Consider the following 15439-nt stretch of genomic DNA (forward strand, 5'->3'; position numbering starts at 1 on the left):
TTCACGGCTTCCGTAAATAGAAGACTTGCAGACAACGTTCCCACGGGATACTGCGCCAGGGAACTCCACAGGCCTCCACGGCAAACAAACTTGAACCGGGCAGTAGAGAACTTTTTTTCCTGAAAGCCGGCACATCCTGACGGACATATGAATTGCAACTGCCGCACAGGCTGTGCAGCGCTTCCCGACGGTAAAATGAGAACGAAGCCTATTTTTCCTTACCGCCGCCGCGCAGCTGCCGGATGGCGTCCCGGATCAGGGCGGCGCGTTCAAACTCCAGATGGGAGGCGGCTTCCTTCATTTCCGCCTCCAGCCTGGCAATGCGCTCTTCCAGACCATACCCGGCTTCATCTTCCGCCACACGGAAGGATTCTTCATCTTCTTCCGCATACAGCTTCAACTGCCCCTGCTCCGACCGGCTCACGGTCTGCGGAACAATGCCGTGCTCCTGGTTGTACTTCTCCTGGATGCTCCGGCGGTAGTCCGTCAATTCAATCAGCCGCTTGATGGAATCCGTCATTACATCCGCAAACAGGACGCATTCCCCATGCAAATGGCGCGCGGCGCGGCCCGCCGTCTGCACCAGGGAGGTCTCATTGCGCAGGAAACCTTCCTTGTCCGCATCCAGAATGCACACCAGGGAGACTTCCGGCAAATCCAGGCCTTCCCGGAGCAGGTTGATGCCTACCAGCACGTCAATCCTCCGGGCGCGCAGGGCACGCAGGATTTCCACGCGCTCAATGGCGTCCACATCCGCATGAATATAGGAAACCTTCAACCCTACTCCCTTCAGGTACTCCGTCAGGTCTTCCGCCGTCTTCTTGGTCAGCGTCGTGACCAGAACGCGTTCATTCCTGGCAACCCGGTCGTTGCACAGGGCGATCGTCTCGTCGATCTGCCCTTTCAGCGGGCGGATGGTGATCCTGGGTTCCAGCAGCCCGGTGGGGCGGATGATCTGTTCCACAATCAGGGGAGTGGAACGCTTGGTAGGGTCAAACTTCTCCACGGGTTCCGTGGACGGGCTGGGAGTGACGCGAATATCCTTGGGGGAAGTGAACAGAATCCCCTTGAACCCCTCCGGAGCCTTTTCTCCGGACCGGGAGGCACGGCGTACGGGAATGTAAGTCTTGTTATCCGCACGGCAGTTTACCAGTTCAAACGGTCCCGGCGTAGCGGAGGCATACACGATCTGGTTCTGCCTCTCCATGAATTCATGAAACTTCAGCGGCCTGTTGTCCAGCGCGCTGGGGAGGCGGAAGCCGTGCTCCACCAGGATGTTCTTGCGGCTGCGGTCTCCTTCGTACATGCCGCCCAGCTGCGGCACAGCCACATGGCTTTCATCAATCAGGGTCAGGGAATCCTTAGGAAAGAAATCCAGCAGGGTGGACGGGGAACTGCCCGGAAGCCGGCCGGACAAATGGCGGGAATAGTTTTCAATCCCCTTGCAGAAGCCCAGCTCTTCAATCAGTTCCAAATCATAATCCGTACGCAGTTTCAGGCGCTGCGCTTCCAGAAGGCGGCCATGCTTTTCAAACCATCCCACGCGGTCTTCCAGCTCCTCCCGGATGGCTTTCAGCGCCGCGGCCCGCTTTTCCGGAGCGGCCACGTACTGCTTGGCCGGGAAAAAGGTGTAGCTGCCCAGCCGTTCCCGCACGCGTCCGGAGGTGGAATCAATCAAGGAAACCCGTTCCACCTCGTCTCCGAAAAACTCCACGCGGATCGCCTCTCCCTCCGAATAGGCGGGAAACACCTCCACCACCTCCCCGCGCACACGGAACGTGCCGCGGACAAAGTCAAAATCCTGCCGCTCAAACAGGCGCTCCACCAGCTGCCTCAGGAACACGTCCCGGTCCATGATGTCCCCCTCGCGGATGCGCAGGGTCAGGTTCCGGTAGTCCTCCGGCGTGGACAGGCCGTAAATGCAGGAAACGGACGCCACCACAATCACGTCCCGGCGCGTCATCAGGGAGTTCATGGCGTTGAGGCTCAAACGGTCCAGCTCGTCATTGATGGCGGAATCCTTTTCAATATAGGTGTCCGAACTGGCGATGTACGCTTCCGGCTGGTAGTAGTCAAAGTAGGAGACGTAATAATCCACCGCGTTATTCGGGAAAAAGCTCTTCAGCTCCGAGTGAAGCTGCGCGGCGAGCGTCTTGTTATGGGAAATCACCAGCGTGGGCCTGTTCATCCGGGCAATCAGATTCGCCATCGTGAACGTCTTGCCGCTCCCCGTCACCCCCAGCAAACCCTGGTGCTTGTTGCCCGCCTCCAGGGACTTGAGAAGCTTGCCGATGGCCTGCTCCTGGTCGCCGGAGGGCTTGAAGGAGGAATTCAATTCAAAAGACGACATACGCGATGCCGCCAGTATAATCCACCCGCCCCGCCGGGCTAGGACAATGTTTGACAATTCCCCCCCGCTGACCCAGTATATGCGGCATGTACATTCCCACGCAGGAAGAACGGTATGCAAAAAAAGGGCTCGTCTCCCTGATCCTGTGCGTCGTGGTCCCCTCCTGCCTGTACGTGTCCCTTTTATCCAAGCAGTTGATGATGGTGCGCGGGCATGAATGGGAAGCCATCATGAAAATCTTCATGGCCTTCACCTACCCTCTGGCAGCCCTCTTCGCCATGACGGGCATTCCGTTCTTCTGGTGGTCCGTGGGCATCTCCCTGGCGATTCACGCGGGAATCGTTACCTGGCTGAAGATGGCTCCCCGCCTGTCTCCCAAGAAAGCCATCTGCATTGCCCTGTGCGTGGGGATGCTGGATTTCCTGTTCGTGAAGCTCTTCCCCTTTCCCGCGGAAATCATGAGTTGAACCTGTTTTCCGGAAGGCCCGGAATATTCCGCCGGACGGTTCAGGACTGTTTTTTAGTCAGGACGGTAATCTGTTTCCTGATCTCGCGCGCCGCCTTTCTGGAATCCGCCTGGTAGGCTTCATAAGTGAAGCACTGCGCCCCGGAGCCGTCGCTGGCGGTCAGTACCAGCTTGGGATAAAACTTTCCCTTCTGCAGGGCGGCTTTCACCGCAGCGGACACATGGGCAGACTTTTTGCCGCCCTTCACGGGAAGGTAAACCAGCACGCACCGCTTCCCGACAGCCTCAAGAAAACCCTCCGACGCGCCGGCAGCCAGCGGGCATGTGGTGGCCGTGTTGGTGTAAAGATAAGCCACAGGCTTCTTTTGCTCCTGCGCTGTTTTCATCGCCTCTTCCATCCGGTCCAGGGTAAACGCGCTTTTGGGAAGCCTGACATCCGCCCGGGATTGGGGGAATGCAGCCAGAAGACAGAAACTCAACAGGGTAATTGATATTTTCATAGGCTTTCACCATACGGATATTCTACGGACATGTCAAAAGGAAACCCTTCTGTTTAATCTTGAACGCCAGGGCACGGTATGGCAGAGTGCGTCCACGCATTCGTCGCGCCTGTGGCGAAATTGGTAGACGCGCCAGACTTAGGATCTGGTGCCGAAAGGCGTACAGGTTCGAGTCCTGCCAGGCGCACCATTTATCCTCCCTTGATGTTAGATAATCAAACAGGATTTCCTGTTTGGGGTAAAAAATGAGAGCAGTTTCATGAAACGGTCTCAAGCCGCGGCCAAGGCATCTATACTTCCAGGCTGACTTTAGCCTTATTGGGCAAGAGGGAGCTGTCATACAGCATCCCGTATCCATGTCCCTCTTGGGCGCCCCGCACTTCTATCTTAAAAAAAAATGGCGCCCGGGAAACGGACGCCATCATCATTCATTTGTTTACCTATCTTAGAATGTGAACCTGTATCCAAGATTGACGGCCCAGGGCCTGTCGTATTTCTCGCCGACCGACGCCTCGTAGTCCAGGTATACCTGGCTGCGCCTGGTCGTTTGCCACGCGACACCCGCGCCGGTCACGAACCGTACGCCGTCGGTGTTCGGCCTGAATTTGTAGCCCGCCATGGAAACTTCGCCCGCGCTGCTGCACTGCACTTCAAGACCCACTTTCGCGTAGGGCTGCAATTTCATGCCGTTTACGTCAAAGAGCTTCCCCATTCTCAACATGCCCTGGAAGCGGTAGATGTCCGAATCCGTCGTGTAAACCGGAACATTCGAGTTTTCCATGGTAAAATCCTTCGAGAAGACATGCAGGTAGGCGAATTGGACGCTGGGCTCGATAAACCAGCCTCCTTGATTGGAAAAGCATCTCCCGACTTCAAGCGAAGCTCCGACTGCTCCGTTTGAAAAATCGCCTTTTTCGTTCGTGCCATAGGAATCGAAATTACTGTCGAACCCCTGACCTTTGAGAACCAGATCGGAATACCAGCCGTCCGAGCGCATGTAAGTGGCGTATACGCCGCCGTAGACGGAGTCCGTTTCTCCCTTGCTGCCGTAGCGGTCGTGGAAGCGGCGCTGGGCGCCCTGATACCCCACGAATGCACCGAGCGCCAGCATATGCTTTTTATTGGACGGCGCGAATACCCAGTCACCGCCAATGTCCGATCCGTACTGGTATTCGCGGAAGTCGCTCATGCCGCTGATGCCGAGGCTGGCGTTCACCTGCGAACCGTAGCTGCGCACCCAGACATCAAACTCTCCGTTTTTCCGCTCACCGCCGAGCTTAAGTTCTCCCATGCGCTTGGAGAGGCTGTCAAGCTGCGAAAACCAGCCCATGGACATGGCGCCTATCGTATTGATCGCGGCTTTAGACGCGTCGGAATATCCGTTCGCGACGGCATTGAGGACAAAGCCGGAAGTGGCAGTGCCTTCCGTCAGCACGTAGTGCAGCACGCCGCCGTCAAAGCCGTTGTTGCCGTCTACCCATTTAAAATCGGGATCAAGCGCGCCTTCGATTTTGACGATGTCGGTGATCGTTTTTACCGCGTCACTGCCCGGCGTTGTATTGGTCACATAAAAAATATGAGTGCCGCTTGCGCCGCCCTGGATGTGCAATCTGTCGGCATTGGTTACGGGATTACCGTCGGCGGTTGACACTTCCATATAATAAGAGCCGCTGCCGCTGAGCTTGCCCGTAACCGTTTTGGTGAGACCGAGGTTTACAAAATCCAGCGCGCCGTAATTGGTGAAATTGCCGTCCGTCAGATGGTCGCCGCCGCTGGCAAGCTTAACCGTGCCTCCGCTTTCATTGGTCAGATTGCCGTGAAGCGTGTCCAGATGGTAGACGCCGCCGCTCTTGTTTACAAGGTCTCCGGTGTGCGAGCCTATCTTCGCCTCGCCGTAATTCTCTACGTCGCCACTGACGCTGTTTGCCGCAAACATGCCGTGGTTTTCCACAGCGCCCGTCACGTTGCCGCCTGCGGTAAACGCACCGGAATTCTGGAGGCTGGTGGTTACCGTTACATTTTCGGCGTTGAAGACTGAACCGGTACCGTTGTAAACGACGTCCGCCGCTACATCTCCGTTGACTGTAAAGACGGAACCCTGTCCATTGTAAACAGTGCCGTTGCCGGTAATTTCCCTCACAACCGCGTTTCCGGCGCCATTGCCTCCTTCCACGGCCAGCCACGCGCCGGAGGACACGTCTATGGCCCCGTCGCTTGTGAGGGCTTTAAAAGATACCCGGCCTTTGTTGATGTTCATGGCTCCATCGGATTCGATCTTCATCGAATCAATAGAGCCAGCCGCAATGTCACCACCGGACTGATCGGCGAAACGGAATGTCAGCACGCCTTCGTGCACGTTGATGTGACCGTAGTCAAACGCTTCCGTAAAGCCGAGCTCGCCCGCGCCTGTTTTCGTGAACGTCAGGCCGTCATTTCCGGTGATGCTCCCCCAGTTGGTCGTCACGCCCTCCGTGACATTGACAGAACCGTTCTGCCAAAGCTCCATGCGGCGAGCAGTGTCAAAGCTGGCCGAAACGTTCATGCGGCCACCGTTGAGAATCACCTGGCGGTTGAGCGAAGTGTCACCCAGCTGCGAGTTCTTCGAGACGTTCAGGATTCCGCTTTCAACCTGGGTGGTTCCCTTGTACGCGTTGCTGTCGTTCAGCGTGATTTGCGAAGACGGATCATCCGCTTGAACTCTTACGTACACATTTTCAGCCATTTCCAGCCCCATGTTGTTTTCATGGATGACAACATAGTCGTTGGAGCCTATCACGGTGCCTGTCCCCATTATGTTCAACCCCCATTCATTGGGGGAGCCCGTGTTGCCAAGGCTCAGGTCAAGCACTGTATCGTCCGCAAGGCTAACGGTATGGTTAAAAGATCCGGTGCCAATCATGTCGCGAAGTTCGAGTGTCCCGGCCGTTACGTCTATTCCGCCGCTTGAAGAAGCGCTTATGCCATTAAGGGCGTCGTTGCCTTTAAGCGTGAGAATGTCCGCCGCGGAACCGTTTTTGATCAGGGAGGAAACATTCCGCAGAGATCCGGCAACGGAGCCCCTGGCAATCGTCAGCTCGGAAGAGGACATATCCAGGATGGAACCCGTTTCCATCTGCAGGTTCTTGAAGCCTTGCGCCGTACCATTGTGACCAAGCATAAATGGGCGAAAGGGTAAAATGGTAATTATCCGAAAGGGTCAAACCTGAAAAATTGAAAGGGTCAGGAGTGGGGTTGTGACACGTGTCACTGCTTAGTGGAAGGAAGCGGCTCACGGGTGGAGAAATGCATGAGTTCCGCTTCAAAGTGGAGCGGCACGTCCCCGGTGGGGCCGTTGCGGTTTTTAGCTACATGCAAGTTGGCTTGTCCGGCCAATTGTTGGCGCTGATCCTCGTCTTCCGCGTAGTAGTCGGAGCGGTAAAGCAGGCCGATCATGTCCGCGTCCTGCTCAATGGAACCGGACTCCCGGAGGTCAGACATGCGCGGAACGCCTACGCTATTACCCGTGCGCGTCTCCGGGCCACGGTTGAGCTGGGCCAGGACGACGACCGGAACCTTGAGTTCCTTGGCCAGGGCCTTGAGTCCAGCGGAGATTTCCGCGACTTCTCGCTCGCGGCTATTGGCCGCCTGTCTGGACGTGGAGCGCATCAATTGGAGGTAGTCAACACCGATGGCGGCAAGTCCTCCCATATCCCGCATGACGCGGCGGGCCTTGGCGCGTAGCTCATTGATGGAAATGGAAGCCGTATCATCAATGACCAGTTGAGCCTCCCCAAGCTCACCCACAGCCCGCTTGAAGTGCTGCATCTCCAATTGCGTGAGGGTGCCGCGCCGGACAATCTCTCCGCGCCGGACGCCGGAACGGGCGAAAAGAAGGCGTTCCACAATCTGGACGGCGGGCATTTCACAGGAGAAAAGCAAGGTCGGCTTTTTCTCATTGAGTGAAATATGCTCAATGATATTGAGAAGAAAAGAAGTCTTCCCCATGGAAGGACGGGCGGCAATGACGAACATGTCCCCAGGCTTGAGGCCATTGCTCTTGCGGTCCAGTTGGTCAAAGCCCGTGGAAAGTCCCTGAATCTGCCCCTTGCTGGCGATGAACTGCTCAAAGTTGCTCACCGCCTCCCTGACAAGGACGGATAGACTTTGGACGTCCTTGTTATCCTTGGCCCTATTCCTTATCTGGAAAATATGAGTTTCCACGGAGTCCAGCAGTTCCGCCACGTCATCCGGATTGTCAAAGGCCTGCGTCATGGACTTGGTGGCAATGTCGATGATGGAGCGCAAGAGGGCCTTGTCTTTCAGCGCTTGTAGATAATGCTCAAAAAAGGCTCCCGTGGTGGTGAAGGTGTACAGGTCCGCCAGTCCTGCGCTCCCGCCTACGGCGTCCAACTGGTGCATGTCATCCAGGGCTTGGGTGATAGAAATAATGTCCAGAGGCAAATTAGCGTTATAGCGGGACAAGAACAACCTCCACAACACTTGGTGAGCCGGGATGTAAAAGAAGTCATCAGACACGCCAAACGTGACGGCTTGGGGCATGTAGGTAGCCGGGTCCATGGCCAGCAAGGCAAGAACGCCTTTTTCCGGTCCTGGGGCTTGGGGAATATCTCGGAACTCGGCAGGAGAAGTGGATGCGGTATCGTGGAAAGAAGTCATAAATCAGTAGCGGCGGAGGGTTGGCGGAAGGTCCGCGGCGGCTCGGCGGAGGTTGAACATAACCGTCGCGCGAGTAAGAGAAGGAAAGGGAGAACAAACAGGGTTGCCCGTGGTGACAACGTCAAATCTGCGTGCATAGGTGCCAGTCGTCGCCTTGCCGCCACACTGCCACCGCCACGCACTGAAAAGCCCGTCCCACCGCTCCGGACTCCATGGGTAGTAAATCTTGCTCCCATCGTAGTGATCCAGGATATAGCGGCCAATGGTAATATCCTCCGGGCATATGGCCGATAGAGGGGCATCCTGCATGATAACGGAAAGCTCCCTGGCGATATGGCCCCGTAGGGCATAACAACACCCATAGGCGGCTTGATAGTCGGTCCCGCATGCGGAAAAAGGAATCTCCGGATTGTCCAGCATGGGCTGAAGCCAGGAGCGGCCAATAAGGGCCGTATCCGGGTCAACCTTGAGGATAATGTCATCATCCTGCACGCCGCAACTTAACAGGGAGAGAATCCCCCTGACGGCCTCCGGACCGTTGAGGTTGCGCCCGCGCTCAAAATCCGTCGTGACAACGTCACAGGAACAGGCGTCCCGGCACTGGTCCGGCATCGGATTGTTACCATCATTGGCAACGATAATCCGGGCCTCCGGGAAGGTCTGCGCGGCACACGCCACACACTCCACGGCCTCCGGTCCGTTGCCGGAATAGGCAGGTATATATATAGTAATCATAAAATTTACTCGGCAGGTCCTGGGGCAAAATAGGTGCCTGCGTCAAAAATGCAGTAGACCGCCCCCAGGGCATACTGCTTGACGGTACCGTTCGTATCCACGTCGGCTAAATGAAAGGCGTATTGCCCCTTGATGCCCGTTGCCTGCGGAGAAAGAATAAAGGGAGTAAGGGTTGCAATGCTGGGCTGGGATGTGGACAAATAGGAGGACTGGAAGACGCCCCACTCGTCGAATTGAACCACCAGCCAGACCGCGCCGGATGTCGCCACATGAGAGACCCAGCCGTCCGGGCCAGCCTCCAAGGCCGCGGTGCAAAATCGCCCCTGGAAATAAACATGGCCGGGCCGCACTTTTACCGCTGTAACTTTACCCGTGGCGTCTTTTTCGACCTTGACACGGAACCCTTCGTTGCCATCTTCTTTGGCACCGCCCTCCTGGGCGTCTCCCCGTGCAAACAGGCAATAAACGGCACCCAGGGCATATTGGCGGACGGAGACAAGCTGTACGTTATTGCCGTCTAAAGGCCATGGTTCCGGCAAAGATTGAACCTTGGCAATTTTGAAACTGTACGCCGCGCCCTCTTCTTCATCATTTCCGCTATCATCCTTTTTCTGCTTGGTCGCTTTAGCCGGATTTTCCTCCCCTTTCTCCGTCGCCAGGGAATGAGATTGATACGAACCATCGCTGTCAAGAGTTACATTGAGCCATATATCCCCCTCGGCGGCGGGTGCCTCCTCCCAATCTCCGGTCCCCTCTTTTGCAAGCTTGCCCTCTACATAAATATCCCCTTGTCGGACATAAGTCTTGTCAGCGGCTCCGTCCTGGTCAGGGACGGAAAGCACCCGCCAGCCCTCCGACCGGGAACCGTTGGCGTAGGTAATGCATCCGGTTAAAAAAGACGTATAAGTCAGGTCGTCAATAGCGGCCCCGGACCCGCCGTCTCCGGCAACGAATTCACCAAGCACCATGCGGACTACCTTGCCGCTTGGCAACTGCTCCTTGGTAGAAATTTTAGCCTCCGTGATACAGTCATGTTCCTGATCACCGAAAATTAAATCCAGATAAACCTTGCCCTTTTCCGCTTTAAGCCCAGGGTAAGGAGTTGCGGTTATTTTTCTGCCGTCGATATCTGGAATAACGAACCGACATCCCCCAGCATGAATTTCCACGACACGGCCCGGATTAAAGTAAGCCGTCCAGGTATCCCCCGTCTTGGTCATGGACCGCAGGGAAAAGCCGCCCTTATCGTCTATATACCGTCCACCTGCCCAGCATCCGGAGGACGGAAGGGAAGGCAGCATGCTATTAAAATCCGATGTCCTTTTAAGGGCATCTTGAATAGCATCGACACTGTTGTTCCAGTTTTCGGCAGTCAAAACGGCGCCTTTATTCTTTCGAGGGAGTTGATACATATCAGCCAAACTTTACCTTGGACCATAACCCGGAAAGGAAATTAAGTTGCGTAACTGCTTCCCCATTACGACTGATCATACATCCATCTGTGCAGATCCAAGTGTAGCCATCCGGCAAGTTGGGCAGTTCTTCCCTTGTACTAATCTTGCCGACTTCGCGGGCTACATCCACCTTGTTAGGGATGGTCAAGGAGTATTGCTTGCGTTTGTGTTTTCTTTTATACATGGTCTTATCCATAAATTTCTTGGTCCCAGTTCCCGCCTATGTAAGTGATTTGCGTGACCGTCTTGCCATTGCGGCGGGTTACACCTCCGCCCGCACAAAGCCAGACTTGCCCGTCCGGCAAGTTGGGCAATCCGGCCCGCGAAGAAATTTTGCCGGAATCGGAAATATCCACCTTGCTGGGGATGGTAAGGCGGCACTGGGTATAGGCGGCCTTGTAGTGAGTCTGCCCGCGCAATATTTTTGAAAGAAGAGTAGGAGGAACTTTTCCGTTGAGTTTTTCCGTGAGGCTGACTCCCTTTTCATCGGAGAGCTGGCCGCCCATCAGAGCACACAGGTCTTTAAGAGTCGTGTTGTCCAGGTTGTCCACGTCTCCCTTGTAGAGCTTGCATTGCGTGATTGGTTCATCGACTAGAGAAACGGTTACTTCGCACTCCCGGCCATCGAATTCAAAGGACGGAGGATCGGGATCATCCGGGTTGTCCGGGTCCGAGGGATCTTCGACCGTGGCGGAGTAAGTCAATGTCACAAAATCAATCTTGTTGCTTTCGTGGGATTCGATGCTTATGTCCGTTAAAAACATTCCCTGTTTACTGGGAATAGAAGAGGTCGCATTAGCCGGGGAAAAAATATGAGATACCAAGTCACGCCCTTCCCCAGCAGGGCACATGTAGTATTCTACGAGGGACTTGCTTTCATAGGTCTCTTTATATTGAGAGGGCTTGTACCACGTCAGCACTCCTGACGGTAGCTTTCCTAAAATGTCGTTGTTCATATCATCCTAAAACAGCCAGGGCACCGCCCTGTTTTTGCAGTAGTTTGTTGAGTAGTTCGTTAGTTTTTTTCTGTTCCGCAAGTTGTTTTTGCGGGACGTTTTCCGCAGAAAGCATCATGCGGCCATATCCCCCACCGCCCACCTTGGCCAGCGATCCGGCCAGCACGGTTTCCCAGTTGACTTTAATTTTAGGGGTATCGTCATCCGTCTTCTGGCGCTTGGGTTTGCCTTTGGCAGCATCCTCCTTTTCTTTGGTCGCGCGGGCTGCATCCTGTTTTTCAATCGCCCCCGTGATGCGGTCGCTGATAGATGCCATTTCGGCTTTGATGCCGGAGGTATCCATGACATCAGCAGCATTAGAAAAACCTTCTGAAAAAGCATTTTGCAGGGCGGAGAAGTTTTCGGAGATTTGGCTAAGAATGCGGTCGCCGTAGGAATCAATGAATGCTTTCCCTGCTCCGCTGGCTTGATCCATGCCTTTATTGGCGTCACGCTCGAACTCACGGGACAAACCACGCATCCAATTTGCCTCGTCTCCTAGTCCTGGTATACTGTCAAGCAAACTGGCAACCCCCTCGGATAACAAGGCCAGCAGGCCATTAACGGCCATCCTCATGACTCCGATGAATGCGTCTCCAACCATTCCCCAGAAAGAAGCATCCGTCAGAATATCTAAAATCATGACGCCTTGCTTAAAAGCCTGAACAAGATATTGAGGAATAGCCTCACAAACCCCCATCAGGGTGCGCCATAAAAAATTCGTGCTCTCCTGGAAGGCCAGAGTCAAGCCCAGTTTGGCCAGATTCCAGGCCTCTCCTTGACGGAAAGCCTCAATCATGAACCGCATGGCATAGGCGATGGTTTCGCCGATTTCCCGCGCCTTGTCAGCCATGCTTTCAATCGTGCTAATACCGTCATCCAGCAGAGGCTTGAGGGCGTCAATGATGGGTTCGCCGAAACTGGCCCGCACCTTGGCCCAGTTATCGCTTAACGTGGACATTTTACCGTTCCAGGTCTGGCTTTGCAGCTCCATCCCACCGCTAAATTTGCTCATCTCATCCGCCGCTATCTGCCATACCTCAGCCCCCTTTTTGCCTTCGGATTGTAGCTTTTCCAACTTTGTGCGAACATCAGGAGAAATGACCCCCAGTTCTTGCAATCGCTGCATGGCCTCGCCAACTGGACGCCCGGAATCCAACCCGGAATATAAACGGCCAATAGTGACAGCCATTTCTTCAATAGGCTGATTCACACCAGAGGCAACATCACCAACCAAAGTCAACCCCTGGCCAGTGGCTAAAGCTCCATCCGTTAATGATTCCAACGTGCGTGACGCCGCCGCAATGCCGGGCAGTTGAAACGGAGTGTGCGCCGCAAAATCGGCCAGTTCTGCCATACGATCCTTGGCAGCCTTAGCCGAACCAAGAATCGGAATAAAGGCCGTGGTCATCGTCTCACGGTTGGCCGCCTCACCCACGGCCGCCTGGGCCTCGCGGAATGCCGCACCAATCCCCTTGACGGCCAGGGCAGCCCCGGCCACCGCCGCACCTACGGCCGCCATGGACCCCACGCTGAAAGCCTGGAAACCGCCCAGTGACGCCCGTGCCGTGCCAAGCCCTCCGGTGAATCCGGAGGAATCAAGGTCAAGTCCGTAGTCGATACCCTTACTCATGAGGATTGTAGATTGATAAGCAGTTGACGTTCCAGAAGGGTGAGACCGCCGCCCTTGGCTCCATTGCGCTGGGCGATGGCCTCGCGCAGCACAAGCGCCTGGGGCAATGGTGTGGCCAGCACGTCGGCCAGCGGCCAGCCGTACTCGCTGGCCAGCAGGTCAACCAGAACCAGCCACCAGCCCACGCCGCTGCACGTTATGCTGTCGGCGTGGGCATCGGTTTTCCCGCGCCGCTGGCCGGGGCAAAGGACCGGGCCAGAATGCCCCTGATATTGGATGCCGCGGCCGGAATGACGGAGGGAGACAACTTGTCGGCGTATGCCTGCAACTGTGCATCAAAATCGCCGGAGTCCAGAGCGAGCCGGAAAGCCTGCTTGTCGGCAAGCAGCCAATAGACCGTGGACATCTCGCGGAACGTCGGCGCAGCCCCCGCAGCGATAAATCGACAGCCCGCTGTCTCCAACAAAAGGACGTCGCCCAGGGAGAGAGTATTGCCAGCAGCAAAGGCGTCTTTGACGGCGTCAGGGATAGAGGCGGCCGTGGCGGCCACTACATTGGATGTATCGTCAGGATTGGACATGCCGCCATCCTGACACGAAAAAGGCCGCAGCACGGATGCCGCGGCCTGAATGGCAAATCATGCCTGCATGAAATAATCAAAAAACGCCACGGCGGCGGGGTCACTAATCAGCAGGGAAGGATCGTCATCAGGTGTGAACGTGCGGAGGGCTCCCGTGCCGTCCTGGCGGGCCTCAATCCGCAAGGATACCTTGTCCTTGCCCTCCATCTCTACCCACACCTGGGAGGCTTGCCAGTCCTCTCCCTTAGCCTGGATTGACGAAGCAAGCGCGAGGTAAACCTTGGCCTGCTCCTCCGGCAATTTGTCGAGTCGCATCGACTCGCGGTAGCTCCAACGGTCCGACTTAGGACCGACAAAGCGTATAACCCCAGCGAGCGGGCCAAATTTGGCCTCTGCTTCTTTTTGGCGATCATAAATAATATGGATTAACATAATTTATATATATAGTTGCGGTTAATTGAGTGGTATTGCTCCTGCATAGACTTTTCCCCCATCGGTGGTGATATAGAGGGTAGTTGCGTCCTTTTCCTCCAGCGCGGCGTATTCGGCATCGGACAGGTCTGTCCTCACCTTGAGCCAGCGGGCATCACCTTCCGTCATGTTCAGCAACGAATTACCCGTCAGCCCAATATCGCCCGCCATTGTTTTTGTCAGGGAGGTATAGGTCTTCATGCCGACTGACAGGCACTCAATACTAACGTTCCGCCTGCTCAAAGTATTTCCTATAAACATCTTGCCCGAAGCGATAACCAGCCGGCCTTCTGTGTTGGAAGATGAAAAAGAAATGTACCCATCAGCTGTTGAGAAGCCTTTACATCTAATATAACTGCTCGACACGCAAAGTTTATCCATGGTAATTTCCCCGGAAAACGTCGCCGGGCCGTTAACCGCCAATCCACCATTAGCCAGCAACGGGAAATCTGTCGCCACGCGAGGCTCCCCTGTCTCTGGGTCATAGTCTAAGGCCAACACAACAGACTGGAGGCTAGGTTCCAAGAACTTGAAATTCCCTACTAGGTTTTCGGGCAGGGCTAAATACTTGGTATCCCCTCTCAAGTTCAAAGATGCCAGGGAGGTATTGGAGTTGTTACTTATCCCCAGGTACTCTCGCGCCCCGCCATCCCTAATTATAATGGTAGATTCGTCCGGGGAATCGTAATATCCGCGTACATATCCGCCGGGCAGGCCGTCAGAGCCATAAAGCCCTAACTCTCCTCCTACATTAAGCCCCCCCGTGAGGATGGATTGTCCCGCTACCGTTAGAGATTGCGCCATTGTGACGCCATAGTCAAATGAGGCTGGTCCGTGTATATCGGCACGTTGCACAGAGATATTAGCCGTAATGACATTCCCCAAGGTACTAGTGTTGCTTGTCGCCGTGAGCCCTCCGTCTATAGTGACCGATCCTTTAATGGTTTGATTCCCGGCCCATTCATTATCTAATTCAACTCTTCCATATCGGGCATTGAGTTGTTCTTCGGTTAATCCGTCTTTCCCGTCCTTACCGTCTTTCCCAGGCTTGCCTTCCGGCCCGGTTGCTCCGGTTGCTCCGGTTGCTCCGGTTGCTCCGGTTGCCCCCGGAGGCCCCGGAGGCCCCGGAGGCCCCGGTGGTCCGGTCAAGTCTTGCTCAACCATATGCTTGGCCTGTGAATAGGCCCACCACGCCAAGTCGACGGAGTCCACGGTCACGGTTACGGCGTCACTGACGCGGACAATCATGCGGTGGGTAGAGGGGTTGCCTGCGTCTCTTGGGTCCACTCTATCTGACACGGTCACAAGACCGCGCAGGATGCGTTCCCGCGGGGTTTCAGGCGCGGCCTGCATCCAGAGTTCCCAGGCCGCCATGCCAAGCGGCTGGCCTGGGATATGCACCGTTGCCAACCCGGCCGCTGCATCCGTCACGGTGACGGACAAATCGACGGCGGAAGGGGAAGCGGCAGACTTAATGCTGGCCGCCAAGTCGTACCCGGTCAGGTCGATGGGCTGGGCGGCAGCGTCCTGGACGACCAAGGATACGTCATAAGCAGTCTCTTTGGCCAGGGCAAGGTTGGCAACGGCGGGGGTCATGGC

General features: G+C 55.6%; 13 protein-coding genes and 1 tRNA gene. 2 read left to right on the forward strand and 12 right to left on the reverse strand.

The window, feature by feature from the left end; translation table 11 throughout:
* Positions 1–208 precede the first annotated feature (208 nt).
* Positions 209–2350 carry an excinuclease ABC subunit UvrB gene (locus LIO64_RS08915; protein WP_290549090.1) on the reverse strand — a complete coding sequence of 714 codons (2142 nt, stop codon included), beginning with the start codon at positions 2348–2350 and terminating at the stop codon, positions 209–211.
* An 86-nt stretch (positions 2351–2436) separates the two neighbouring features.
* Between LIO64_RS08915 and LIO64_RS08920 the strand changes: the two genes are divergently transcribed.
* The gene (locus LIO64_RS08920) at positions 2437–2817 is read left to right on the forward strand and encodes a hypothetical protein (protein ID WP_290549091.1); all 381 of its coding nucleotides are present in this window, start codon (positions 2437–2439) and stop codon (positions 2815–2817) included.
* Between the two features lie 40 nt (positions 2818–2857).
* Here LIO64_RS08920 and LIO64_RS08925 read toward each other — a convergent pair whose 3' ends face one another.
* Complete coding sequence (locus LIO64_RS08925) at positions 2858–3316, reverse strand: hypothetical protein (RefSeq protein WP_290549092.1); 459 nt, start codon at positions 3314–3316, stop codon at positions 2858–2860.
* A gap of 105 nt (positions 3317–3421) precedes the next feature.
* On the opposite strand from LIO64_RS08925, the gene LIO64_RS08930 reads away from it, so the two are divergent.
* A tRNA-Leu gene (locus LIO64_RS08930) sits at positions 3422–3506 on the forward strand.
* Between the two features lie 255 nt (positions 3507–3761).
* Here LIO64_RS08930 and LIO64_RS08935 read toward each other — a convergent pair.
* The 10 genes from LIO64_RS08935 to LIO64_RS08980 all read right to left on the reverse strand — a co-directional run bounded on the left by LIO64_RS08935 (position 3762) and on the right by LIO64_RS08980 (position 15436).
* Positions 3762–6473, reverse strand: coding sequence for an autotransporter outer membrane beta-barrel domain-containing protein (locus LIO64_RS08935; RefSeq protein ID WP_290549093.1), 2712 nt, complete (start codon positions 6471–6473; stop codon positions 3762–3764).
* An 86-nt stretch (positions 6474–6559) separates the two neighbouring features.
* Positions 6560–7972, reverse strand: a complete 1413-nt coding sequence (dnaB, locus tag LIO64_RS08940; protein ID WP_290549094.1) for a replicative DNA helicase — start codon at positions 7970–7972, stop codon at positions 6560–6562.
* Between the two features lie 3 nt (positions 7973–7975).
* Positions 7976–8707: a hypothetical protein gene (locus LIO64_RS08945; protein ID WP_290549095.1), complete on the reverse strand. Its 732-nt coding sequence runs from the start codon at positions 8705–8707 to the stop codon at positions 7976–7978.
* Positions 8708–8712: 5 nt separating this feature from the next.
* Positions 8713–10119: a hypothetical protein gene (locus LIO64_RS08950; RefSeq protein WP_290549096.1), complete on the reverse strand. Its 1407-nt coding sequence runs from the start codon at positions 10117–10119 to the stop codon at positions 8713–8715.
* A gap of 230 nt (positions 10120–10349) precedes the next feature.
* Positions 10350–11117 carry a hypothetical protein gene (locus LIO64_RS08955; protein ID WP_290549097.1) on the reverse strand — a complete coding sequence of 256 codons (768 nt, stop codon included), beginning with the start codon at positions 11115–11117 and terminating at the stop codon, positions 10350–10352.
* Between the two features lies 1 nt (position 11118).
* Entirely contained in the window at positions 11119–12789 is a 1671-nt protein-coding gene (locus LIO64_RS08960; protein ID WP_290549098.1) for a hypothetical protein, read from the reverse strand.
* The gene (locus LIO64_RS08965) at positions 12786–12974 is read right to left on the reverse strand and encodes a hypothetical protein (RefSeq protein WP_290549099.1); all 189 of its coding nucleotides are present in this window, start codon (positions 12972–12974) and stop codon (positions 12786–12788) included. The genes LIO64_RS08960 and LIO64_RS08965 overlap by 4 nt, the downstream gene beginning before the upstream one ends.
* Before the next feature lie 11 nt (positions 12975–12985).
* Complete coding sequence (locus LIO64_RS08970; protein ID WP_290549100.1) at positions 12986–13369, reverse strand: hypothetical protein; 384 nt, start codon at positions 13367–13369, stop codon at positions 12986–12988.
* Positions 13370–13426: 57 nt separating this feature from the next.
* A complete protein-coding gene (locus LIO64_RS08975; protein ID WP_290549101.1) occupies positions 13427–13801 on the reverse strand; it encodes a hypothetical protein in 375 nt (124 codons plus the stop codon).
* 21 nt (positions 13802–13822) lie between these two features.
* Complete coding sequence (locus LIO64_RS08980) at positions 13823–15436, reverse strand: hypothetical protein (RefSeq protein WP_290549102.1); 1614 nt, start codon at positions 15434–15436, stop codon at positions 13823–13825.
* Between the last annotated feature and the right edge of the window lie 3 nt (positions 15437–15439).

The sequence above is a fragment of the Akkermansia sp. genome (assembly GCF_020860705.1).
Taxonomy (GTDB): domain Bacteria; phylum Verrucomicrobiota; class Verrucomicrobiia; order Verrucomicrobiales; family Akkermansiaceae; genus Akkermansia.

Excerpts from the sequence above, each read along its gene's own strand:
- LIO64_RS08915 (WP_290549090.1), bottom strand. The coding sequence starts at position 2,350 with ATGTCGTCTTTTGAATTGAATTCCTCCTTCAAGCCCTCCGGCGACCAG.
- LIO64_RS08920 (WP_290549091.1), top strand. The coding sequence starts at position 2,437 with ATGTACATTCCCACGCAGGAAGAACGGTATGCAAAAAAAGGGCTCGTC.
- LIO64_RS08925 (WP_290549092.1), bottom strand. The coding sequence starts at position 3,316 with ATGAAAATATCAATTACCCTGTTGAGTTTCTGTCTTCTGGCTGCATTC.
- LIO64_RS08935 (WP_290549093.1), bottom strand. The coding sequence starts at position 6,473 with ATGCTTGGTCACAATGGTACGGCGCAAGGCTTCAAGAACCTGCAGATG.
- dnaB (WP_290549094.1), bottom strand. The coding sequence starts at position 7,972 with ATGACTTCTTTCCACGATACCGCATCCACTTCTCCTGCCGAGTTCCGA.
- LIO64_RS08945 (WP_290549095.1), bottom strand. The coding sequence starts at position 8,707 with ATGATTACTATATATATACCTGCCTATTCCGGCAACGGACCGGAGGCC.
- LIO64_RS08950 (WP_290549096.1), bottom strand. The coding sequence starts at position 10,119 with ATGTATCAACTCCCTCGAAAGAATAAAGGCGCCGTTTTGACTGCCGAA.
- LIO64_RS08955 (WP_290549097.1), bottom strand. The coding sequence starts at position 11,117 with ATGAACAACGACATTTTAGGAAAGCTACCGTCAGGAGTGCTGACGTGG.
- LIO64_RS08960 (WP_290549098.1), bottom strand. The coding sequence starts at position 12,789 with ATGAGTAAGGGTATCGACTACGGACTTGACCTTGATTCCTCCGGATTC.
- LIO64_RS08970 (WP_290549100.1), bottom strand. The coding sequence starts at position 13,369 with ATGTCCAATCCTGACGATACATCCAATGTAGTGGCCGCCACGGCCGCC.
- LIO64_RS08975 (WP_290549101.1), bottom strand. The coding sequence starts at position 13,801 with ATGTTAATCCATATTATTTATGATCGCCAAAAAGAAGCAGAGGCCAAA.
- LIO64_RS08980 (WP_290549102.1), bottom strand. The coding sequence starts at position 15,436 with ATGACCCCCGCCGTTGCCAACCTTGCCCTGGCCAAAGAGACTGCTTAT.